Source organism: Porphyrobacter sp. MBR-49, from assembly GCF_053628655.1.
Map to the genome: position 1 here is coordinate 53,631 of NZ_JBRJGU010000011.1, position 21,101 is coordinate 74,731.

The 21,101-nt window shown below is 60.6% G+C and carries 22 protein-coding genes, 1 tRNA gene and 2 pseudogenes; 4 read left to right on the forward strand and 21 right to left on the reverse strand.

What is annotated here, in order from left to right:
• Nucleotides 1–2: 2 nt before the first annotated feature.
• The 15 genes and pseudogenes from ACSSV3_RS13850 to ACSSV3_RS13920 form a co-directional block, all read right to left on the reverse strand.
• Nucleotides 3–146: a hypothetical protein gene (locus ACSSV3_RS13850; protein WP_230281965.1), complete on the reverse strand. Its 144-nt coding sequence runs from the start codon at nucleotides 144–146 to the stop codon at nucleotides 3–5.
• Between the two features lie 108 nt (nucleotides 147–254).
• Nucleotides 255–380: pseudogene (locus ACSSV3_RS13855) on the reverse strand (ABC transporter ATP-binding protein); the annotation flags it as partial.
• A gap of 10 nt (nucleotides 381–390) precedes the next feature.
• Nucleotides 391–1,170, reverse strand: a pseudogene (istA, locus tag ACSSV3_RS13860) (IS21 family transposase); the annotation flags it as partial.
• Nucleotides 1,171–1,508: 338 nt separating this feature from the next.
• Entirely contained in the window at nucleotides 1,509–2,861 is a 1,353-nt protein-coding gene (locus ACSSV3_RS13865) for an MBL fold metallo-hydrolase (protein ID WP_119083555.1), read from the reverse strand.
• 77 nt (nucleotides 2,862–2,938) lie between these two features.
• Complete coding sequence (locus ACSSV3_RS13870) at nucleotides 2,939–3,568, reverse strand: peroxiredoxin (RefSeq protein WP_119083556.1); 630 nt, start codon at nucleotides 3,566–3,568, stop codon at nucleotides 2,939–2,941.
• Nucleotides 3,569–3,765: 197 nt separating this feature from the next.
• Complete coding sequence (locus tag ACSSV3_RS13875; RefSeq protein ID WP_354326740.1) at nucleotides 3,766–3,888, reverse strand: DUF2474 domain-containing protein; 123 nt, start codon at nucleotides 3,886–3,888, stop codon at nucleotides 3,766–3,768.
• Nucleotides 3,888–4,895, reverse strand: a complete 1,008-nt coding sequence (cydB, locus tag ACSSV3_RS13880) for a cytochrome d ubiquinol oxidase subunit II (protein ID WP_119083558.1) — start codon at nucleotides 4,893–4,895, stop codon at nucleotides 3,888–3,890. The genes ACSSV3_RS13875 and cydB overlap by 1 nt, the downstream gene beginning before the upstream one ends.
• Nucleotides 4,885–6,339 carry a cytochrome ubiquinol oxidase subunit I gene (locus ACSSV3_RS13885; RefSeq protein WP_170004121.1) on the reverse strand — a complete coding sequence of 485 codons (1,455 nt, stop codon included), beginning with the start codon at nucleotides 6,337–6,339 and terminating at the stop codon, nucleotides 4,885–4,887. Before ACSSV3_RS13885 ends, cydB begins: the two co-directional genes overlap by 11 nt.
• Before the next feature lie 4 nt (nucleotides 6,340–6,343).
• On the reverse strand, nucleotides 6,344–6,499 hold the full coding sequence (locus ACSSV3_RS13890) for a helix-turn-helix domain-containing protein (RefSeq protein WP_119083560.1): 156 nt from the start codon (nucleotides 6,497–6,499) through the stop codon (nucleotides 6,344–6,346).
• A complete protein-coding gene (locus ACSSV3_RS13895) occupies nucleotides 6,499–8,358 on the reverse strand; it encodes a sulfate permease (protein ID WP_119083561.1) in 1,860 nt (619 codons plus the stop codon). Before ACSSV3_RS13895 ends, ACSSV3_RS13890 begins: the two co-directional genes overlap by 1 nt.
• A complete protein-coding gene (locus ACSSV3_RS13900) occupies nucleotides 8,322–9,554 on the reverse strand; it encodes an NAD(P)/FAD-dependent oxidoreductase (protein WP_119083562.1) in 1,233 nt (410 codons plus the stop codon). The genes ACSSV3_RS13895 and ACSSV3_RS13900 overlap by 37 nt, the downstream gene beginning before the upstream one ends.
• 24 nt (nucleotides 9,555–9,578) lie before the next feature.
• Complete coding sequence (locus ACSSV3_RS13905) at nucleotides 9,579–9,995, reverse strand: TIGR01244 family sulfur transferase (RefSeq protein ID WP_170004117.1); 417 nt, start codon at nucleotides 9,993–9,995, stop codon at nucleotides 9,579–9,581.
• Nucleotides 9,992–10,408: a DUF6691 family protein gene (locus ACSSV3_RS13910; RefSeq protein WP_170004114.1), complete on the reverse strand. Its 417-nt coding sequence runs from the start codon at nucleotides 10,406–10,408 to the stop codon at nucleotides 9,992–9,994. Before ACSSV3_RS13910 ends, ACSSV3_RS13905 begins: the two co-directional genes overlap by 4 nt.
• Nucleotides 10,408–10,854: a YeeE/YedE family protein gene (locus tag ACSSV3_RS13915; protein WP_222828211.1), complete on the reverse strand. Its 447-nt coding sequence runs from the start codon at nucleotides 10,852–10,854 to the stop codon at nucleotides 10,408–10,410. The genes ACSSV3_RS13910 and ACSSV3_RS13915 overlap by 1 nt, the downstream gene beginning before the upstream one ends.
• A complete protein-coding gene (locus ACSSV3_RS13920) occupies nucleotides 10,851–11,780 on the reverse strand; it encodes an MBL fold metallo-hydrolase (protein WP_222828210.1) in 930 nt (309 codons plus the stop codon). The genes ACSSV3_RS13915 and ACSSV3_RS13920 overlap by 4 nt, the downstream gene beginning before the upstream one ends.
• 74 nt (nucleotides 11,781–11,854) lie before the next feature.
• On the opposite strand from ACSSV3_RS13920, the gene ACSSV3_RS13925 reads away from it, so the two are divergent.
• Nucleotides 11,855–12,523, forward strand: coding sequence for a peroxiredoxin (locus tag ACSSV3_RS13925; RefSeq protein WP_265557477.1), 669 nt, complete (start codon nucleotides 11,855–11,857; stop codon nucleotides 12,521–12,523).
• Nucleotides 12,520–12,858 carry an ArsR/SmtB family transcription factor gene (locus tag ACSSV3_RS13930; RefSeq protein ID WP_170004108.1) on the forward strand — a complete coding sequence of 113 codons (339 nt, stop codon included), beginning with the start codon at nucleotides 12,520–12,522 and terminating at the stop codon, nucleotides 12,856–12,858. Before ACSSV3_RS13925 ends, ACSSV3_RS13930 begins: the two co-directional genes overlap by 4 nt.
• A gap of 550 nt (nucleotides 12,859–13,408) precedes the next feature.
• Here ACSSV3_RS13930 and ACSSV3_RS13935 read toward each other — a convergent pair.
• The 6 genes from ACSSV3_RS13935 to aspS form a co-directional block, all read right to left on the reverse strand.
• Nucleotides 13,409–13,485: transfer RNA gene (locus tag ACSSV3_RS13935), tRNA-Met, on the reverse strand.
• Nucleotides 13,486–13,610: 125 nt separating this feature from the next.
• Complete coding sequence (locus ACSSV3_RS13940; protein ID WP_354326736.1) at nucleotides 13,611–14,141, reverse strand: 2'-5' RNA ligase family protein; 531 nt, start codon at nucleotides 14,139–14,141, stop codon at nucleotides 13,611–13,613.
• A 148-nt stretch (nucleotides 14,142–14,289) separates the two neighbouring features.
• On the reverse strand, nucleotides 14,290–15,255 hold the full coding sequence (mltG, locus tag ACSSV3_RS13945; protein WP_354326735.1) for an endolytic transglycosylase MltG: 966 nt from the start codon (nucleotides 15,253–15,255) through the stop codon (nucleotides 14,290–14,292).
• A gap of 4 nt (nucleotides 15,256–15,259) precedes the next feature.
• Nucleotides 15,260–16,519, reverse strand: coding sequence for a beta-ketoacyl-ACP synthase II (fabF, locus tag ACSSV3_RS13950; protein WP_354326734.1), 1,260 nt, complete (start codon nucleotides 16,517–16,519; stop codon nucleotides 15,260–15,262).
• A 138-nt stretch (nucleotides 16,520–16,657) separates the two neighbouring features.
• Entirely contained in the window at nucleotides 16,658–16,894 is a 237-nt protein-coding gene (locus ACSSV3_RS13955; RefSeq protein WP_068351714.1) for an acyl carrier protein, read from the reverse strand.
• 89 nt (nucleotides 16,895–16,983) lie between these two features.
• Nucleotides 16,984–18,774 (reverse strand): aspartate--tRNA ligase, encoded by a 1,791-nt coding sequence (gene aspS, locus ACSSV3_RS13960; RefSeq protein ID WP_354326732.1) that lies wholly within the window; start codon nucleotides 18,772–18,774, stop codon nucleotides 16,984–16,986.
• 193 nt (nucleotides 18,775–18,967) lie between these two features.
• On the opposite strand from aspS, the gene rnd reads away from it, so the two are divergent.
• Entirely contained in the window at nucleotides 18,968–20,179 is a 1,212-nt protein-coding gene (gene rnd / locus ACSSV3_RS13965; RefSeq protein ID WP_354326730.1) for a ribonuclease D, read from the forward strand.
• Nucleotides 20,180–20,189: 10 nt separating this feature from the next.
• Nucleotides 20,190–21,086, forward strand: coding sequence for a hydrogen peroxide-inducible genes activator (locus ACSSV3_RS13970; RefSeq protein ID WP_354326729.1), 897 nt, complete (start codon nucleotides 20,190–20,192; stop codon nucleotides 21,084–21,086).
• Nucleotides 21,087–21,101: the final 15 nt, after the last annotated feature.

The following is a 21,101-nucleotide window of genomic DNA, read 5'->3' on the forward strand; positions in this document are numbered from 1 at the left end:
TATCAGGTCCGGCGCGCGGGGGAAGCCTCGAGCTGCAGCTCCTCGATCGTCACGCCATCGCGGATATTGTAGAGGCGGCGGAAGGTCGGGATGATCTTCTCGTCATGTGTAACGACAATGATCGCGGTTTCGAACTGTTTGGCCATGGTGTTGAGCAGATCAACCACAGCCAGTGCGCGAACGCTGTCGAGCGGCGCAGTCGGCTCGTCGGCGAGTATTACCGGCGGTCGGTTGACCAATGCCCGTGCAATGGAAACCCGCTGCTGCTCGCCGCCCGACAACTGCGAAGGCATGGCCGCTGCGCGGTGCGCGACATCGAGCGCCTCCAGCAGGTCGTGCGCCTCCTTGCGGGCCAGAGCATTTGGCTTGCCCGCCAGCATGGGGAGCAGCGCGACATTGGAAGAAGCGTCCCCGGATGGTCTGGACCTGGTTCTCGACCTGCCCTTTCTCCCATCCCGCCGCCGGAGAGCAGGCGGTCGGCTCCACCATATAATGATCGGCCATAACCAGGAACCGGCGGTTGAACACGCGCTCCTTGCCAGCGAACACGGCGGTGACCGCGGTCTTCATGTTATCGTAGATGCCGCGCAGGGGAACGCCGCCAAAGAACGCAAACCCGCGAGCATGGGCATCAAACACCATCTCCTGCGTCTCGCGCGGATAGGCCCGGACGTAGACTGCCCGTGACGCGCACAGCCGCATATGCGCCACCTTCACTCGCATCGGCTTACCCGCGATCTCCACATCCTCGTGGCTCCAGTCAAACTGGTATGCCTCGCCAGGCTTGAACATTAGCGGGATGAAGGCTGGCGCGCCGTCGCACGCATCCTTGCGACGCGCTTCCCTCCAGCGCTGGGCATAGCGCCGGACCGCATCATAGGAGCCCTCGAACCCCTCACGGCACAGCAGATCATGGATCCGCGTCATCCGCAGCCGATCGCGCCGGTGCCGGGCCTCATTCTCCGTCAGCAGCGTATCGAGCCGCTCCTGGAACGGCCCAAGCCGAGGCAGCGGTTGAACCGTGCGGCGATAATCGAATGCGCCTTCTGGTGCCCGGATCGCCTTGCGCACCACCTTGCGGGATAACCGCAGATCGCGCGCAATCGCCTTGATCGCCTTCCCGCTCGCGTGTTCCCGCCTAATCCGAACGACCGTCTCCACCACCAACATCCCGATCTCACCACCTGGAAAACCAGGCGGTCAACTACACCATCAGAATGAGGGGTCCCTTTTAGACGCCGATCACCCCGCTAACAGGGTCCCTTTTGCACGCCGATCCACAAGCTCTCGCTTTGTCGAGCGCCCTTTCTGAAACGTCGGTAGCGACGACGCGATGGCCATGCTGGGCCAGAAATACGCTGTTGCGCCCCTCGCCATCGGCGACAGCCAAGACTTTCGATCCGGGAGTCAGGCGGTGCGCCTCGCGCGCCAGAAAAGCGTTGGGCGCGGTCCCGAACAGATACTCGTCCGCTGCGTAACGCTCGTTCCAGAACTCCGCCTAGCTCGGTTCAGTCATGGGCCGCTTTCCATGCACCCATGGAGCCGAGATAGACATCCAGCTTTTCGAAGCCGCGGCTCGCAAGCCATCCTGCAGCAACCGTGGCCCGCATCCCGCTTGCACACATCAGGGTGTAATGCTGTGACAGATCGAGATCGTGATACTGCTCGTTGAGTTCACCCACGTAGATATGCTCGGAACCCTCGATCGCGTTTTGCGCGCGTTCGTCCGCATCCCTCACATCAAGCAGCGTCCAGTCACGTTCGTCGCTCTCCAGTCGCCGTTCAACTTCGTCGGTCCCGATCATCGGGATAGTCCGCATCGCCTTGCCTTGGGCAGCGGCAGGCACGACGCCGACATAACCGCCTTCGATATTGTCGAGTGCGATCCGCACGAGATGCGTCATAGCAGCTTCGAGCTGGTCTTCATCGGAAGCGACAAGAGCGACATTGTCGCCTTCACGGATGAACCATCCGGCGAATGCCGAGATCATCCCGACTGGCAGGTTCATGGAACCGCGAAGATGGCCTGAGGCAAACGCGAGCGGCTCGCGCACATCGACCAAGTGGTCGACGTCAAGCTTTTCCAATTCGGACAGCGACAGGCGCTTGGGTCGCATCACACGAGGCGCAGCTTCGCCGCCTTCCAGATTAAGGCGCTCCATCAACCGGAAATACGGCGGCTGGTAGTGGTTCTCTTCCACCTTAAAGTCGATGAACGCATCCCGGCTTTCGAATTGAAGGCGCGGATTGTTCGCGCGTTCATGGCCGAGTGTCGAGAACTCGCGTTCCGCCATTCCCGACCCGCAGACGGAACCCGCTCCATGCGCAGGATATAGAATGACCTGGTCGCCAAGATCGAGAATCTTGTGGAGGGAATCGTAGAGAAGACCTGCGACCTCGCGTTTGCGTTCGGGATAGAAGTCCGTCCGTCCGACATCGCCAACGAACAGCGCGTCTCCCGTGAACACTCCAACTGGCCCATCGGGATAGGCAGTGTCGTGAAGAACGAAAGCAAGATGATCGTCCGTGTGCCCCGGTGTCTCCAGCACCCGAATTTTCAGCTGTCCGATCTCAAACTCATCACCTTGGTGAGCCGTCTCGGCATATTCGACCGTGCCCACAGAATTGGGACCGTGCAGGACGCGCGCGCCGGTCAAATCTCTCAGGATGGGCGCCCCCGAAACCAGATCCTCGTTGCGATGGGTTTCGAAGATATGAGTGATCTCCAGCCCCTCGGCGCGCGCCATTTCGACATAGCATTCGCAGTCGCGGCGCGGATCGATGATGGCCGCCTTCCCGCCCGAACCAATCAGGTAGGATAGGTGGGACAGTCCGGATGTCTTAATTTTCTCGAGCAGCATGGTGCCTCCTTCATAAGGAAAAAGCGGGACCGGCGCGAACCGATCCCGCTTTCAAAAGATTCGATGGCGCGTCACGCTCAATCGATTTTTACCGTGCGCAGATAGGGGCGCAGCGTGGTGAAGCCCTGCGGGAAGCGGGCTTTTGCATCCTCGTCGGAAACCGATGGTGGAATGATCGCATCCTTGCCTTCGCGCCAATCGGCGGGAGTGGCCACGCCATGCTTGTCGCTGAACTGGAGCGCATCGATCGCGCGCAGGATCTCGTCGAAGTTCCGTCCTACGCTCATGGGATAGGTCATGGTGAGCCGAATCTTCTTGTCCGGATCGATGATGAATACCGACCGCACAGCCGCCGTTTCGCTCTGATCCGGATGGATCATGTCATAGAGCTTGGCGATCTTGAGATCGGCATCAGCGACGATCGGGAACACGAGATTCGTGTTCTGGGTGTCGTTCACGTCTTCGATCCACTTGGCGTGTTCTTCGGCAGTGTCGGTCGAGAGGCCGAGTGGCTTTACATTGCGCTTGTCGAACTCGCTGGCGAGCTGCGCAGTGCGGCCCATCTCCGTAGTGCAGACGGGGGTGAAGTCGGCCGGGTGGCTGAAGAAGAATACCCAGCTATCGCCAGCCCAATCGTGCAGGCTGATTTCGCCATTCTGGGTGTCGACGGTAAAGTCGGGGGCGGTGTCACCGATGTGAAGGCTCATTTCAATTTTCCTTGTTCCGTGTCGATGCATCCTTTGTAGAGAGACCCAGGCACGCTGCCCAATTCAAATTATCGATTGCGATAAGTGATAAACCAAACAGAAGGGTAGAGAGGCCGGAGAGGCACACCTTTTCCTTTAGATGATGACCTCATAACTTAACCAATACCTATAACTGTGTTGAGCATTGATAACGTCAATTACGCTTTCAGCCAGAACCTGATGACCGAGGCTACGAGACCCAGCACGGTTATGCTGGCGAGCCAGATCACGAACATCCAGCCGAGCCGCCGCCAAAGTGGGCGATCCTGAGGCTCGTCCATCAGTGATATCCCTCATCCGCCACCTTGCCGCGGAACACCCAGTAAGCCCAAGCGGTGTATGCGATGATGAGCGGCATGGTGATCGCGACGCCAACCAGCATGAAGATCTGGCTGCGTTCGGGCGCGGCGGCGTCCCATATCGTGAGGCCCGGTGGAACGACATAGGGCCACATCGTGACGCCCAGACCGGCCATGCCGAAGAAGAACAGCGCAAGGCTCAGCCAGAACGGCTTGCTGTGCCGGTCCACTGAAAGAGCCCTCAGCAGCATGACGGCAATCACCGCTGTGAGGATCGGGACCGGCGCGGCGAAGTAGATCTCCGGCGCAGTCAACCAGCGCTCGGCATATTCGGCGTTCAGGAACACATTGTAGAGGCTGACGCCTCCCATCAAAACCAACGTTGCCCATGCCGCCCGCTTGCCCAACTTTCGGGCATGATGCTGACTCTCCCCATCCAGTTTCCACACCAGCCAGGTCGCGCCAAGCAGAGCGTAGCCGGCGACTGTGCCTAGGCCGGTCAACAGCGTGTAGGGCGTGAGCCAGTCGAACCAGCTGCCCGCATAGGATCGATCCACGACCTCGATCCCCTGGAGAAGCGCACCCAATGTCATGCCCTGCGCCATCGCCGCGACCAGCGAGCCGCCAGTGAAGGCCGCGTCCCAGTATCGGCGGTGCCCGGGGTCGCGCCAGCGATACTCGAACGCGACACCGCGGAACACCAGTCCCAACAGCATGGCGATGATGAGCGGGTAAGTGGCGGGCAGGATCACCGCGTAAGCCAATGGGAAGGCTGCGAACAATCCGCCGCCGCCCAAGACCAGCCAAGTCTCGTTGCCATCCCAGACCGGCGCTATCGAATTCATCGCACGATCGCGCTCCGGCCCGACCTCGAAGGTAGGGAAAAGAATGCCGATGCCGAGGTCGAACCCGTCCATCACCACATAGGCGAAGACGGCGAAGGCGATGATGAAAGCCCAGATCGTCGTCAGGTCCAAGTTAACGTCCATCGGTCGCCTCCTCGTGATCGCGCGGAAGTGTGTCGGGATCGCCCGGATTCTGGGATGGGCCAGGCGTAATGCCAGCAGTCCGGATCGGCCCGGTGTCCCCGCGCTTGACGCCATGTTCGCCTGCGTGCGGTGGCTTGTGCATCAGGTGCAGGATATACCAGACACCCGCGCCGAAAACTGCGAAATAGACCACGACGAATGCAAGCAATGACGCGGCGACGGCGGGGGCATCCAGCGGACTCGCAGCATCTGCCGTGCGCAAGAGATTGTAGATCACATACGGTTGCCGGCCGACCTCCGTCGTGATCCAGCCAGCGATGACCGCCACGAAACCGCTGGGAGCCATGACCAAGGCTGCGCGATGGAGCATGGGCCATTCGTAGAGCCTCTTGCGGAAGCGAGCGAACAGGCTCCACGCTCCGATACCGAGCATGGCAAAGCCGATCCCGACCATGATCCGGAATGACCAAAAAACGATGCCGACCGGCGGTTCCTCGTCGTCCGGGATCGTGTCCAGACCGGCGAGCGGCGCGTCGAGATCATGCTTTAGGATCAGCGAAGATGCCTTGGGTATCTCAATTGCGTAGTCGACCCGCTTTTCCTCGCTGTTCGGAATGCCGAACAGGATCAGCGGTGCACCATCCGGATGGCTCTCGAAGTGGCCTTCCATCGCCATGACCTTCTGCGGCTGATGTTCGAGGGTGTTGAGCCCGTGCATGTCGCCTGCGAAGATCTGGATCGGCGCAACGATGGCCGCCATCCACATCGCCATCGAGAACATCTTGCGCGCGTGCAGGTTTGTCCGGTCCTTGAGAAGGTGCCAGGCCCCGACCCCGCCGACCACGAAGGCGGTCGTGAGGTAAGCTGCGATGACGGTATGGACCAGGCGATAGGGGAAGCTGGGGTTGAAGACGATGTCCCACCAGCTTTCACCCGGCAGGTATTGCCCGTTCGCCCCGATTTCATATCCTACGGGGGTCTGCATCCAGCTGTTAACCGACAGGATCCAGAAGGCGCTGATGAAGGTGCCAACAGCGACCATGAGCGTGGCGGCGAAGTGCAGCTTCTTGCCGACCTTGTTCATGCCGAAGAGCATGACGCCAAGGAAGCCAGCTTCGAGGAAGAACGCGGTCAGCACCTCGTAGGCCATCAGCGGGCCGATAACCGGCCCCGCAATATCAGAGAAAACCGACCAATTCGTGCCGAACTGGTAGGACATCACGATGCCCGAAACGACGCCCATTGCGAAGGCGATGGCGAAGATCTTCAGCCAATATTTGAAGAGATCGAGATAGATCGCCTTGCCTGTCTTGAGCCACAGACCCTCGAGCACTGCCAGATAGCTTGCGAGACCGATGGAAAAGGCCGGGAAGATGAAGTGAAAGCTTACCGTGAAGGCGAACTGGATGCGGGCCAGCAGCAGGGCATCGAGCTGTTCGAACATGTCTTTATCCGTGTTGCTTTTCGGCGCGTGCCTTGCGCCAGCGATAGTAGGTCTTTTCGGAAATTCCGATTTCGCGGCAGCTCTCGCAAACGCCTTTTCCCGACGCGATCAAAGCTGCGATCTCCCTGCAACGGGCATCTTTGTCAGGAATGGTGGGCATCAGATCATACCTCTCGCAGCATCGGGGATTGGTTCAGCTGGCGGTCCGCCGTTCGTTGCCAATTCCCGGAATGCGCGGTTCTGCGACAGGAAGACCTGCCCGTTGAGTTCGTCAACGAAGTGGGTCCGCTTCAGCCGGTCCATGACGGGGCCCTTCACTTCGGAAAGATGCAGCCCGATCCCGGCGTCGGTCATGCGGTGATTGATCGCCTCAAGGCTTTCTAGGCCGGAAGCGTCGATTTCGTTGACCGCGCTGCACATCAGGATGACGTGGCGCACCTCTGGGCGGTCGGCGACCTCTTCCAACACGTATTCCTCGAGCCATCGCGCATTGAGGTAGGTCAGGCTCTCGTCGATCCGGACCGAGAGGACGTGCGGCACGGTAAAGACCTTGTGGCGGTCGACATTACGGAAGTGCTCGGTCTCGGGGACGCGGCCGACGATGGCGGCATGGGGGCGGCTGGCGCGCCAGAGATAGAGAAGGAGGCCGACGCCAACGCCCGCGATCACACCCAGCTCGACGCCCGCAAGCAGCGTGATAGCGATCGTCGCCATGTGCGCGGCGAAGTCGGCCTTGGAGTAGTTCCAGAGCTGGCCGGGAGTCTTGAGATCGACGAGGCTGAGAACCGCGACGATGATCGTTGCAGCCAATGTGGCGATGGGCAGGCTGTAGAGCAGCGGGGTCAGGAACAGTCCCGCCAGCGCAATACCGACAGCGGTGTAAGCTCCGGCTGCGGGCGTCTCGGCCCCGGCGTCGAAGTTGACGACCGAGCGCGCAAATCCGCCGGTGACGGGGTAGCCCCCGGAAAAGGCACTGGCGATGTTCGATGCGCCAAGGCCGATAAGCTCCTGGTTCGGTGCAATCCGTTGACGGCGTTTAGCCGCAAGCGTCTGCGCAACCGATACGCTTTCGACGAAGCCGATGATCGAAATGAGCAGCGCGGGGACCCACAGTTGCCCGATTAGACCCAGATCGGTCGATGGCAGGGCGAAAGGCGGAAGACCCTGCGGAATTGCACCGACGAGGTTCACACCGCGATCCTCGAGATTGAGGCCGATGGCGGCAAGGATCGTCGCAACAACTGCTACGACCGGACCTGCCTTGGCCGCGATGTCGGCGGCTCGTGAAGATAGACCCATCGCGACCAAGGCCGGCTTCAAGCCCTTTCGGACCCAGAAGAGGAACAACGTCGCTGGAATCCCAATGGCGAGCGTCCACGGATTGACCGTGTCGATTGCCGCCGCGAGCCCGCCGAGCATCTCGGGCCAGTTGTCGCCGCCTGCCGATACGCCGAGAATGTGCTTCAACTGGCTCGTCGCGATCAGGATGCCGCTGGCGGTGATGAAGCCGCTGATGACGGGGTGCGAGAGGAGGTTGGCCAAGAAGCCCATCCGCAGGAATCCGAGCACGGCCAGCATCACACCGGACAAGGCTGCAAGGGTGATTGCCGCCTCGAGATAAAGTTCAGTCCCCTGCGCCGCTACGGCTCCGGCAGCGCTCGCCGTCATCAGCGACACAACCGCCACGGGCCCCACCGCAAGCGTCCGGCTGGTGCCGAAGATCGCGTAGGCGACCAGCGGCAAGATCGAGGCGTAAAGGCCCACGACCGGCGGCAACCCCGCCAGCAGCGCATAAGCGAGGCTTTGCGGGATCAGCATAATTGTTACGATGATCGCCGCGACGAGATCGTTCGTCAGGACCGATCCGTTGTAGGTCCGGCCCCACTCGAGGATCGGGAGGTATTGCGCCAACAGCCCGGGCTTTTGCCTGCGAGGCAAACCGGACGGCTCGCCAATCGGCCCTGGATTGCTGTCGCTCACGATTAGGCAGCCTTCTTCAGGTGCGGCTTGGCCATCCATTCATGGCCCTTCAGCATACCGTTCCAGTAAATCCACGGCAGCGCCTCTGACTTCAGAAGCCAGCTGAGCTTCCGCGGCTTTGTGCCGTCGATTACCCACTTCGGGAAGCTCGGAAGAAGTTTTCCATCATAACCAAATTCGGCGAGCACAATCTTTCCGCGTTCCACGGTCAGCGGGCAGGAGCCGTAGCCATCGTAATCGGCCACAGCCTGCTTTGCATCGAGCTGGGCGAGCGCATTGACCGCGACGATTGGTGCCTGTTTGCGCGCAGCCGCCATTGTCTTGGCGTTGGGCGTAGATCCCGCATCGCCGAGACCAAACACGTTGGGATAGCGAACATGCTGTAGCGTGAACTTGTCGACGTCGACAAAGCCGCTTTCGGCATTCGCGAGAGGACTGTCGGCGACGAACTGCGGGGCTACCTGCGGCGGAACCGCATGGAGCATGTCGAACTCGACCGTCTCTTCACCGGCCTCGGTTTTGAAAACGGCTTGCTTGCCGGAGCCCTCGACCGCAACGAGTGTCTGGTTGAGCTGCAAATCGATCCCGTATTTTTCGACATATTCCATCAGCGCCGGGACGTATTCCTTCACACCGAAAAGGACGCCGCCAGCGTTGCGGAATTCGACATCGATGTTGCCGAGAACGCCGCGCTCCATCCAAGCATCGCATGACAGATACATGGCCTTCTGCGGTGCACCTGCGCATTTGATAGGCATCTGCGGTTGGCTGAAGATCGCACGCCCCGATTTCAGGTTGCGCACAAGCTCCCAGGTGTAGGGTGCCAGATCGTAGCGATAATTGGATGTGACGCCGTTCTTGCCGAGTGTCTCTTCCAGCCCGTCGATCTTCTCCCAGGCGAGCCGGATGCCCGGAGCGACAATCAAAATACCGTAGGTGATCGTCGTGCCGTCGCTGAGCGTGACCTGATTGTTTTCGGGCTGGAAAGACGCGGCGGCCGTTTTCAACCAGGTCGCCTGTTTCGGCATTACGCTCGCTGTGGTGCGCTTGGTCGTTGACGCTTCGAAGACACCGCCACCGACCATCGTCCACCCGGGCTGATAATAGTGATCTTCGCTAGGCTCGACGATTGCGATATTGAGTGACGGGCGCCGCTTCAGCATGGACGATGCAGTCGCAATTCCTGCTGAACCTCCGCCGATGATGACTACTTCGTGTTTCAGGCTTCGGGCCATGACAAACTCTCCAATGTCTTTTCGTTATTCGCCAAGCCGGTCGCGCAAGCCCGACAGATCGTAGCCGACGCACTGCGCACGTTCGATGCGCGCGTCGGCAGTTTCATTCTCGACGTTGGCGAGAGCATCGAGCGTAATGGAGCGCGTGCCGGTCCGGCAGAAGGCAAGCACCTTGCCGTCCGCTTCTTCGCGGACCTTGGCGAAGGCCTTGATCGCAACCGGCGGAAACTCGCCTCCCGAAACCGGGATATGATGAAAGGCCAACCCAGCCGCTTCGGCAGCTTCCCGTATCGCAGCGACGGTGGGCTGGCTCGGCTCTTCGCTATCCGGCCTGTTGCAGATCACCGTGCGAAATCCGGCGTCGGCAAGCCCGCGCATGTCGCTCGGTTCAAGTTGAGGAGAGACGGCGAAGGTTTCGCTCACATTGGCAAGCTTCGTCATGATGCTCCTTCGAAAAGCCGGACAAAAACCATGCCGGCGAGCATGGAGACGACGAATATCGCGGCTGCAGCGGGTTCGATGACCAGAGCAGCTATGCCAGGTCCCGGACAGAGTCCCGCGATCCCCCAGCCGATACCGAACAGAGCTGCTCCGCCGACAAGGCGGGGGGTGAGATCGGATTTGGTCGGCAGGTGAAATTCGCCCGCGAAGATCGGTTCGGCTAGGCGCGGGACGATCCGCCACGCGATGGCCATGACGATGACGGCTCCGCCCATCACGAAGGCGAGGGTTGGGTCCCAATCGCCGAAGATGTCGAGAAAGCCGCGCACCCGCGCAGGGTCGGTCATTCCGCCAAGGGCAAGCCCAGCGCCGAAAAGAACGCCGGATACGATCGAGGTGAGAGCGGTTCGCATTACAACACCTCCAGCCCGAGCGCATTCATGATCGCGACTGTCGCAATGCCGGTCGCCATGAAAGTAAGCGTTGCGACGATCGAGCGGCCAGACAGACGGCTAACACCACAAACCCCATGTCCGCTGGTGCATCCACTTCCCAGGCGCGTGCCCACACCGACAGCCAATCCGGCGATCGCAAGCGTTACGGGGCTGGCGAAGCTGGCCTCGAGCCCGCCCGATGCCAGCATTACGATCAGCGCTCCTAGCGGCAGGCCGATCACGAACATCCATGCCCCGCTTCTGGCAATGCCGCTGCCGCCAAGCCCGACTGCCTTCGCGGCAAGACCGGAGACGCCGGCGATCCGGCCAAGGCCTAGCAGCATAACGGCGGCCGCCAGACCGATCAGGACGCCGCCCGCCAGGCCAGCAAGCGGCGCAGCTTCAGGAAAACTCGGGAGCATCATACCGCATTCACCGGAATCTTGATGTAGCTGACGCCGTTATCTTCGGGGTCGGGCAAGCGCCCACCACGGATGTTAACCTGCACGGAGGGCATGATGAGCTTCGGCATTGCGAGCGTCTTGTCCCGGCCGGTCCGCATCTCGACGAATTCGGCTTCGCTCACTCCATCCTTCACATGCACGTTCTCTTCGCGCTGCTGCTTGACGGTGGTTTCCCACGCGTATTCGTCACGCCCCGGCGCCTTGTAGTCGTGGCACAAGAACAGGCGCGTTTCGTCCGGAAGCGAGAGCAGCCGGCGGATCGACTGAAACAGTTGCCTTGCGTCACCACCGGGGAAATCGGCGCGAGCGGTGCCGAAATCGGGCATGAAGATCGTGTCGCCAACGAATGCCGCATCGCCGATGATGAAAGCCATATCAGCCGGCGTATGACCCGGCACGTGCAATGCGATGCCTTCCAGCTCGCCGATCTTGAAAGTCTCGCCGTCCTCGAACAGCTTATCGAACTGCGATCCGTCGCGTTCGAAATCGGTGCCTGCATTGAAGAGCTTGCCGAATACCTCCTGCACGCGGATGATATCGCGTCCGATGGCTAACTTACCGCCAAGCCGCTCCTGCAGATAGGGGGCCGCTGAGATGTGATCCGCATGCGCGTGAGTCTCAATCAGCCAAGTCACCTTCAAATTATTAGAAGTGATATACTCGATAATGCGATCGGCTGAGCCATTCGAGGTCCGACCGGACGCCGCCTCAAAGTCCAGGACCGAGTCGATTATAGCTGCCTCATCGGTCTTTGGGTCGTGCACCACGTAAGAGACCGTATTCGTTGCCTCGTCGAAAAAACCCGCGATTGAAGGGCGGAGGCACTTGTCGGCTTGTGCGCGCTCGATCTGGGAGGCGGCATTATCCAGTTTTTGATCGTCAGCCATGACCTGATCTCCATACATTTACATAAATCGTTTATATGTGTTGCTATTCGGCTGTCAAGTGGTATGAAGGCTCGATGACCCAGATGATCGAAGCGAATGTCGAGCGAGAGGCGCCTTGCGCCGGACTGCGTATCGGCGACGTCGCCCCGGACTTTTCCGCACGCAGCACAACGGGAGATATTCGCCTTTCGGATTACCGAGGGCGGTGGCTGATCTTGTTTTCGCATCCAGCCGACTTCACACCCGTGTGCACCACCGAGTTCGTGGCACTGGCCCAATCGGCCAGCGAGTTCGAACAGCGCGACTGTGCGCTTATGGCGCTCTCTGTCGATAGCCTGTTCTCGCATTTCGCCTGGTTGCGGCTAATTCGCGATCGCTACGACATCGAGGTGCGCTTTCCGATCGTGGAGGATCCGACGCTCGTGATCGGGCGCGCCTACGGCATGGTGGCACCGAACGACAACGATAGTGCGACGGTGCGGACGACATTCTTCATCGACCCGCACGGCGTCATCCGCGCGATGACCTGTTATCCCGCTAACGTTGGACGCTCGACACCCGAAATGCTGCGGACCCTAGATGCGCTTCAGGCGGTCGACGATGGACCCGTACTCGCCCCCGCTAACTGGGCACCTGGGCAAGCGCTACTGGCCCAGCCCGACGCATCGCTGGATACGGTTTTCTCCGCCGAGGGTCAGACCGACTGGTTCATGAAGGAAACGAAGCGAGGGTCTCGCAAATGACCGACGAAGAGCTTGTCGACGCCTTGAAGGCCCTCGCTCATCCCGTGCGTCTTCGCATCATGCAGGCTCTAACGGGCACGGAGCGGAACGTCGGTGAGATCGACGATGCGGCCGAGATCGGTCAGCCGACGCTATCGCAGCAGTTGGCGGTCCTGCGCAACGCGGGCCTTGTGAAGACCCGAAAGGACGCCAAGCTCGTCTATTACCGGATTGATGATGTCAGGCTTGCGAAGGTTGTCGATGCCGCGGGCAAACTTGGCGGGATATCCGCTAGGCCCATCCGGCATTCGCGCCAGCCAGCACCCGGAGTGGCCAATTTTGCGAGATTAGGATGAGCTTTTTCGTGGCTTGGTAAAGGCCTATCCTGGCATCAAGCCCGATGCCTTAGACTCGGGCCACTTGCTCAAAGCATTATCGCGATCAGCGACAAACTTGGAACGACCGCTTTCCGGTAGCTCCAATGCGAGACCGAACGACCGAAATGAGGGCGCAAAGCGGTCATCTCAGGAGTGAAAAGGTTGTGTCCTCCCCTGCCCTAAAGTCGGCCACCTCTGTTCGAATCCTCAGGCGGGACTCGAACTCACCTTAAATAATTGGGATCTTTCCGACCAATCCCGTTACGGAAGGGCTGGAGCACGCCGTTGCACTAGCGTGAGAATCCGGCTGTGAGCCACCGATCGCAGCTGGGGGCATCGCCTGATTTCGCACTGCCCGAGGATACCCCCAAAATACCCCCATAAAGGCTCCGGCTTCAAGCGAACACATGCGGACGTATACGGCTCCAAGCGGATTGGCGTGGTAGCACAACTGCTATTGAAAACAGCAATTCGAGTCGGAAATCCGGACCCATGCGAACACGAGCGAACCTATGCGGACGCTATTTCCTGGTAGCGGAGGAGGGACTCGAACCCCCGACACGCGGATTATGATTCCGCTGCTCTAACCAGCTGAGCTACTCCGCCCCATGGGCCAACGGCTGACTGGCAGCCGGATTCGCGCGGGGCAGCAGCCTCGGGCGAGGCGGGCACTTAAGGCGCGGGCCGCGCGTGGTCAAGTATTGTTGCAGCCATTGTTGCAGCCCACTCAATTACAGCCGCACCCGCCCGCGAAATCTGCACGTTTTGACCCGTTCCCACGGCCCGCCGCGATAGCGATGCAGTTCCAGCGCGGGGAAGGTAAACCGCCCCTTGGCGATCCACGGAGCAAGCACCGGCCCGAGGCTCGCCTGCAACGCACGCGCTTCGTCCTTGGCCACCTTGTTCTGAATGGTGATGTGCAGGCGCGGTTGGTGGAGATCCTGCACCGTCAGGCTACCGTGGAAATGTTCGGCAATCAGCGCCCGCAGCGCCAGCAATTGCGGCGCAGCAAGCGCGATGGCGGTGCCCTTGCCTAAATCCATCGCTCCGGTGACTGCGCCTTGTGGTGCGGCAAACTCTGCGGCCACCTTGGGCAGAAAGGCGCATAATTCATCCAGCAACGAAGGCGCAAAGGCGTGAAACAAGGTGACGTGCGCGTGGAGGTGATTTCGCTCGACCGGGAAATGCGCGCGCCTGAGGCCTTCGGCCCACGCGCCAAGGTCGGTCGGCAGCGCGGCGGTGAGGATGAAAGGGTCAGCCAAGCGTCAGTTGTTTTTGGGCTGCATGTCGCGCAGCTCTGCGGGCCTAGTGTTCATCACATCTCGCCCCGCTCGCGGCGTTTTTGTTGATCCGCCGAGGACCGCCCCTCACATCCGAGAGCATCGCGCGACTCCACAAATGCAGCGCTCATCACATCTCGCCCCGCTCGCGGCGGATGGCATACCATTTAGCGACGTTGGCGTTGTGCTCGGCCAAAGTGTCTGCGAACCAGTGCCCGCCGGTGCCGTCCGCGACCATGAACAACGCGCTGGTCTTTTCCGGGTTGAGCACTGCGGCGATGCTTTCGCGCCCCGGATTGGTGATCGGGCCTTCGGGCAGGCCGACGCGGGTATAGGTGTTGTAGCCATTGACCGCCGCGATTTCGGACTGGCGGATGCGGCGGCCCAGCGGCTTGCCCTTGGTGATCGGATAGATGATCGTGGGGTCGGCCTGCAACAGCATCCCCGTGCGCACCCGGTTGGAATAGAGCCCGGCGATCATCCGGCGTTCGTCGGGCTTGCCAGTTTCCTTTTCAACAATCGCGGCGAGGATCAGCGCGTCGCGCATCGTATCCACCGCAACATTGGGTGCGCGATTGGCCCATTCTTCGGCCAGCGCCTTGTCCATCGCCGCCTGCATCTGTTCGACGAGGCTCTGGCGCGATTGCCAGCGTTCAAACGCATAGGTATCGGGCAGGATCGATCCTTCGGGCGGCACGGCGATTTCGCCGGTTAGCAGTTCCTCGGCCATCAGCCGTTCCCACACGAGGATCGACGGCATGCCTTCTGGGATGGTCACGAACCGCCGGATCACGTCGCCCGATTGAAACGCGGAGAGAATGGCACCCTGGCTCATCCCCGGCTTAAGCAGGAATTCGCCAGCCTGAATCGGCCTGTCCGAACCAAAGATGCGCGCCTGCAACATGAAGCCCGATGCGGACGAAATCAGCCCTTCGGCTTCTAGCTTGTTTGCGACCGCCGAAACCGAGCTGCCTGCGGGGATGGTGAAGCTGGTTTCCTGCGACACCGTCGCTGACCCCATCAAACTCCACGCAAAAACCAAACCCGCCGCGACCAGCGCCAGCAGGCCCAGCAATACCAGCCGCCCGCGCTTCACCGGGTCAACCGACCTTTTGCATGATGATCGAGGCGTTGGTGCCGCCGAACCCGAAGCTGTTGTTGAGCACGGCGCGCACTTCACGCTTGCGCGCTACCAGCGGGACGAGGTCGATGCCTTCGGTGCCATCATCGGGATCGTGCAGGTTCAGCGTCGGCGGCACGATCTGATCGCGCATCGCGAGGATGCAGAAAATCGCCTCAACCGCGCCCGCGCCGCCGAGCAGGTGGCCGATTGCGCTCTTGGTAGAGCTCATCGATGCGCCGCCGAGATCGTCACCGAGCACGCGTTTAACCGCGGCGAGTTCGATCGTATCGGCCATGGTCGAGGTGCCGTGGGCGTTGACGTAATCAATATCGCCCGGCCCAAGGCCCGCTTTCTTCAACGCCATCCGCATTGCGAGTTCCGCACCGCGGCCTTCGGGATGCGGGGCGGTGACGTGATAGGCATCGCCTGACAGGCCGTATCCGGTGACTTCGGCATAGATTTTCGCACCGCGGGCCTTGGCGCGTTCATATTCTTCCAGCACCACAACGCCCGCGCCTTCGCCCATCACGAATCCATCGCGGGCCTTGTCATAGGGGCGGCTGGCTTCGGTCGGGCGGTCATTCATGCTCATGTTGAGCGCGCGCGCCTGCGCAAACCCGGCGATCCCGAGCGGGTTGATGGTGCCTTCCGCGCCGCCAGCCAGCATCACATCGGCATCATCGGCAGCAATCATCCGTGCCGCATCGCCAATCGAATGCGCGCCGGTGGAACAGGCTGTCACCACCGCGTGGTTTGGCCCCATAAAGCCGTATTTGATTTGAACCTGCCCGGTAATGAGGTTGATCAGGCGGCCGTGCACAAAGTGCGGCGATACGCGCGAAGGGCCGCGTTCGTGCAGGTTGACGCTTTCGATCTCGATCCCAGGAAGGCCACCGATACCCGAACCGATCGAACAGCCGGTGCGTTCCTTTTCGGCCTGCGTCATGTCGGTCAGGCCGGCATCTTCCAACGCCTGCCCGGCGGCATCAATGCCGTAGATAATGAACGGATCGACCTGGCGCTGAACCTTGTGATCGACCCGCAAATCGGGGTCAAAGCCCCACGGATGATCCTTGCCCTTCACTTCGCAGGCGATGGTGCATTTCTGGTTGGAGGCATCGAAACGGGTGATTTGCCCCGCCCCGCTTTCCCCTGCGATCAGATTTGCCCAAGTCGTTTCGACATCGGCCCCCAGCGGGGTGACGAGGCCAAGCCCGGTTACAACCACACGGCGCATTTGCATTCTCCGAAAAAACAACAGGCCCAACCCGTGAAGGGCTGAGCCTGTCTGATCCCTGCGACTTCAACGGGCAAACTGCCCGGTCAAAGACCGGCCCTTCGACAAGCTCAGGGCAAACGGGCTATCAAAAGAGCCTTAGCCCTTGTGTTCTTCGATGTATTTGGTCGCATCACCAACAGTGGTGATCTTCTCAGCCGCATCGTCGGGGATTTCGACACCGAATTCCTCTTCGAAGGCCATCACCAGTTCGACGATGTCGAGGCTGTCAGCGCCCAGATCATCAATGAAGCTGGCGTCCTGAGTTACCTTCTCAGCTTCCACGCCGAGATGTTCGACGACAATCTTGGCCACCCGATCGGCAGTATCGCTCATGTTATTCCCTCTTGAACTGGGGTTAGAAAAACTCGGTTCTGCCCTAATCAACGGCGCGGGCAAGCGCAAGTGGGCATGACAGATCGCTGTCAGGCGCCGTCCTTCTTGGGTGGTTCAACCACGCGCAGGTGCAGTTCGCGCAAGGATCGCGGCTCGGCAGGCGTCGGCGCGCCCATCAGCAGGTCTTCGGCGCGCTGGTTCATCGGGAACAGCGAGATTTCGCGCAGGTTCTTGACCCCGCATAGCAGCATCACGATGCGGTCAACGCCCGCAGCCATCCCACCATGCGGCGGCGCACCATATTGGAATGCGCGGTACATCCCGCCAAACCGTTCTTCCACATCCGCCTTGGAAAGCCCGACGATTTCAAACGCCTTGACCATTGTTTCAGGCATGTGATTGCGGATCGAGCCTGAGGCGATTTCATAGCCGTTGCAGACCAGATCATATTGAAACGCCTTCAACGTCAGCGGGTCTTGCCCGTTCAGCGCGTCAAGCCCGCCCCGCGGCATCGAGAACGGGTTGTGCGAAAAGTCGACCTTTTTCTCGTCTTCGTTCCATTCGTAAAATGGGAAATCGACGATCCAGGCAAAGGCGAAGGCGTTTTCGTCGATCAGGCCCAATTCCTCGCCCACGCGGATGCGCGCCGCACCAGCCAGCTTGGCTGCGTCGGCTTCCTTGCCCGCAGCGAAAAACAGACCGTCATTATCGCCAAGGCCGAGTTCGGCATAAAGATCAGCCATGCGATCCGCGCCGTGGTTCTTGGCAATCGGCCCACCAAATTCGCCCGCTTTTCTGGTGACATATCCAAGGCCCGCGAAGCCTTCTCGCCGCGCCCATTCATTCATGTCGTCAAAGAACTTGCGGCTCTTTTCGTGGGTGCCAGGTGCCGGGATCACCCGCACCACCCCGCCCCCGTCGATGATTTTCTCGAACAGGCCGAAACCGCTTTGGGTGAAATGGCTTGAGACATCACTGATGATCAGCGGGTTGCGCAGATCGGGCTTGTCGCTGCCATATTTCAGCATCGCCTCATCATAGGCAATGCGCGGGAACTGGCCTGCGGGCGTCACTGCTTTGCCGTTCGCAAACGCTTCGAAGGTGCCTGCGATCACCGGCTCCATCGTCTCCCACACTTCTTCCTGGGTGACGAAGCTCATTTCCAGATCGAGCTGGTAAAACTCGCCCGGCAAGCGGTCAGCGCGCGGGTCTTCGTCGCGGAAACACGGCGCGATCTGGAAATAGCGATCAAACCCCGCGACCATCAGCAATTGCTTATATTGCTGCGGCGCCTGGGGAAGCGCGTAGAACTTGCCCGCATGAATACGGCTCGGCACGAGGAAATCGCGCGCGCCTTCGGGCGAGGAAGCGGTCAGGATCGGAGTGGAAAACTCGTTGAACCCCGCCGCCGTCATCCGCGCGCGGATATCGGAAACCACCGCCACGCGGGTCATGATGTTGTTGTGCAGCGTTTCGCGCCGCAGATCGAGGAAACGGTATTTCAGCCGCACGTCTTCAGGGTAAGGCTGTTCATCGGCAACCGGCAGCGGCAGTTCCTCCGCCGCGCTCTGCACCGTGATGCTGCGCGCATAAACTTCGACTTCGCCGGTAGCGAGGCGCGGATTTACTGTCTCAGCCGATCGCGCTTTGACCTCGCCTTCGATGGTGATGACCGATTCCACCCGCAACCGATCAAGCACCGCCAGCGCGGGCGAATCCGCATCGGCAACGATCTGCGTGATACCGTAATGATCGCGCAGATCGACGAACAACAACCCGCCAAAATCGCGCTTGCGGTGAACCCAGCCCGAAAGGCGGACGGTTTCACCGACGTGAGCGGAAGAAAGCTGTGCGCAAGTATGCGTGCGGTAAAGATGCATCTAAACTCTTGTCCTGTCCGAGGCTATGACGCTAGGGCGCCGGGGCAACCGGAACTGGCCTGCCGTATCCGGGGCCGCATCCGGGCCATTACCGGCGCGCTAACAGGGGAACCCTTGCGCTTTGTCAAGCGGCGCGAGGGTTATGTGGGATTAATCCCGAGGGCGGCACTCCGCCCCAATGAGCAAAGAGACGATGAAAATACATCCACTGATTACCACCACCGACGCGCTGACCGAACTGTGCGAACGCCTCGCCAAATCCGAATTTGTCGCGGTCGACACCGAATTCATGCGCGAAAACACCTATTGGCCCGAACTGTGCTTGGTGCAGATCGGCAATAACGAAGAAGCCGCCGCGGTCGATCCGATGGCACCGGGGATAGATCTGAAACCCCTGCTCGATCTGATGTGCGACAATGAAGATGTGCTGAAAGTGTTTCACGCGGGCGGGCAGGACGTTGAAATCATCGTCAACCTGACCGGAAAGACCCCGCACCCGATTTTCGACACCCAAATCGCGATGATGGCGATCAGCCAGTCGGAACAGATCGGCTATGCCAACCTGGTCGAAACATGGATGGGACTGACCATCGACAAGGGCGCGCGCTTCACCGATTGGAGCCGCCGCCCGTTGACCGAACGGCAGATCGAATATGCAATCGGCGATGTTACCCACCTTGCCACCATCTTCCCGCGCATCCTGAAAAAACTGATCAAGACCGGGCGCGGATTGTGGCTGAATGCCGAGATGGAAAAGCTGGCCGATCCGTCCAATTACATCACCGATCCCGCCGTGGCGTGGAAACGCATCCGCCAGGCGGGCCGCAATCCGCAAGTGCTGGGCCGGATGAAGGCGCTGGCCGGATGGCGTGAGGCCGAAGCGCAGCATAAAAATATCCCACGCGGGCGGATCATGCGCGATGAAACGCTGGCCGATATCGCCGGGCACCCGCCCAAATCGCAGAGCGATCTCGCCAAGGTGCGCGGGCTGTCACCGGCATGGAAAGACAATGACATCGGCAAGCGGTTGATGAAGGTGCTGGCTGAGGCCGAGCCGCTGCCCAAGGATGAAATGCCCGAAAAGATCAATCACGGCGCGCCGCTGGGCAAGGAAGGCGCGCTGGTGGCCGATCTATTGAAACTGTTGCTGAAAATCCGAGCGCGCGAAATCGACGTCGCCCCGCGCCTGCTGACCCGCGCGGACGAGATGGAATCGCTGGCTGCCGGGGTGCGCGATCTGCCGGTGCTGCAAGGCTGGCGGTTCGAGGTGTTCGGCAAGGATGCGCTTGATCTGGTCGAAGGCAAGTTGGCGTTTGCGGTGGAGCGCGGCAAGCTCAAGATGACCCATATTGATGACGTGGTGATTGCAGAGGCAGACGTGCCGGACACATTGGCGGCGGAATAACAGTAAGCGGATGTCCACCTACCTCCCCACCATCAAGCAGTTGCAATACCTCGTCGCGCTGCATGAACACGGCCATTTCGGCAAAGCGGCAGAGGCGAGCTTCGTGTCGCAATCCACGCTATCGGCCGGCATTCGCGAACTGGAATCGCTGCTGGGCGTAACGCTGGTCGAACGTTCGCGCCGGGTGGTGCGGTTTACTGCACTGGGCGAACAGGTGGTGGCCAAGGCCAACCGCCTTCTGCGTGAGGCCGAGGAGCTTTCAGACCTGGTGCAGGCATCGGGCAAGCCACTTGTGGGCGAATTGCGCATGAGCGTGATCCCCACCATCGCCCCTTTCATGCTGCCGCGCGTGCTGCCGCGCCTGCGCCGCGAACGGCCCGAATTGAAGCTGCTGCTGCGCGAAGAAACCAGCCACGATGCGCTTGAATCGCTGCATCACGGACGGGTCGATTGCGTGCTGCTGGCGCTGCCGTTTGATATTGGCGACGCGGCGTGCGCACATATTGCCGATGACCGGCTGTTCATTGCCTTCCCCAAAGACGACCCGCGCGATCCCCCGGCAAGCGTGAAGCCCGAAATGATCGATCAGGGACGGCTGATGTTGCTGGAGGATGGCCACTGCCTGCGCGATCACGCGCTCGCGGCGTGTTCGCGCAGCGAATTGCGGGCGAGCGCGGCGATGATCGGCACGTCGCTGCACACGCTGGTGCAACTGGTCGACAATGATCTGGGCGTGACGATGTTGCCCGAAATGGCGCTGAAAGCAGGCATCTTGAACGGCACGCAAGTGGTCGCGCGGCCCGTGGACAGCCCCACCGCCAAGCGCGAGATTGTTCTAGTATGGCGCAAAAACAGCCCGCGTGAAGGCGATTTTGAACTGCTCGCCGAAGAACTGCGGGCGGGTTGAGCGGCAGAAAACTTG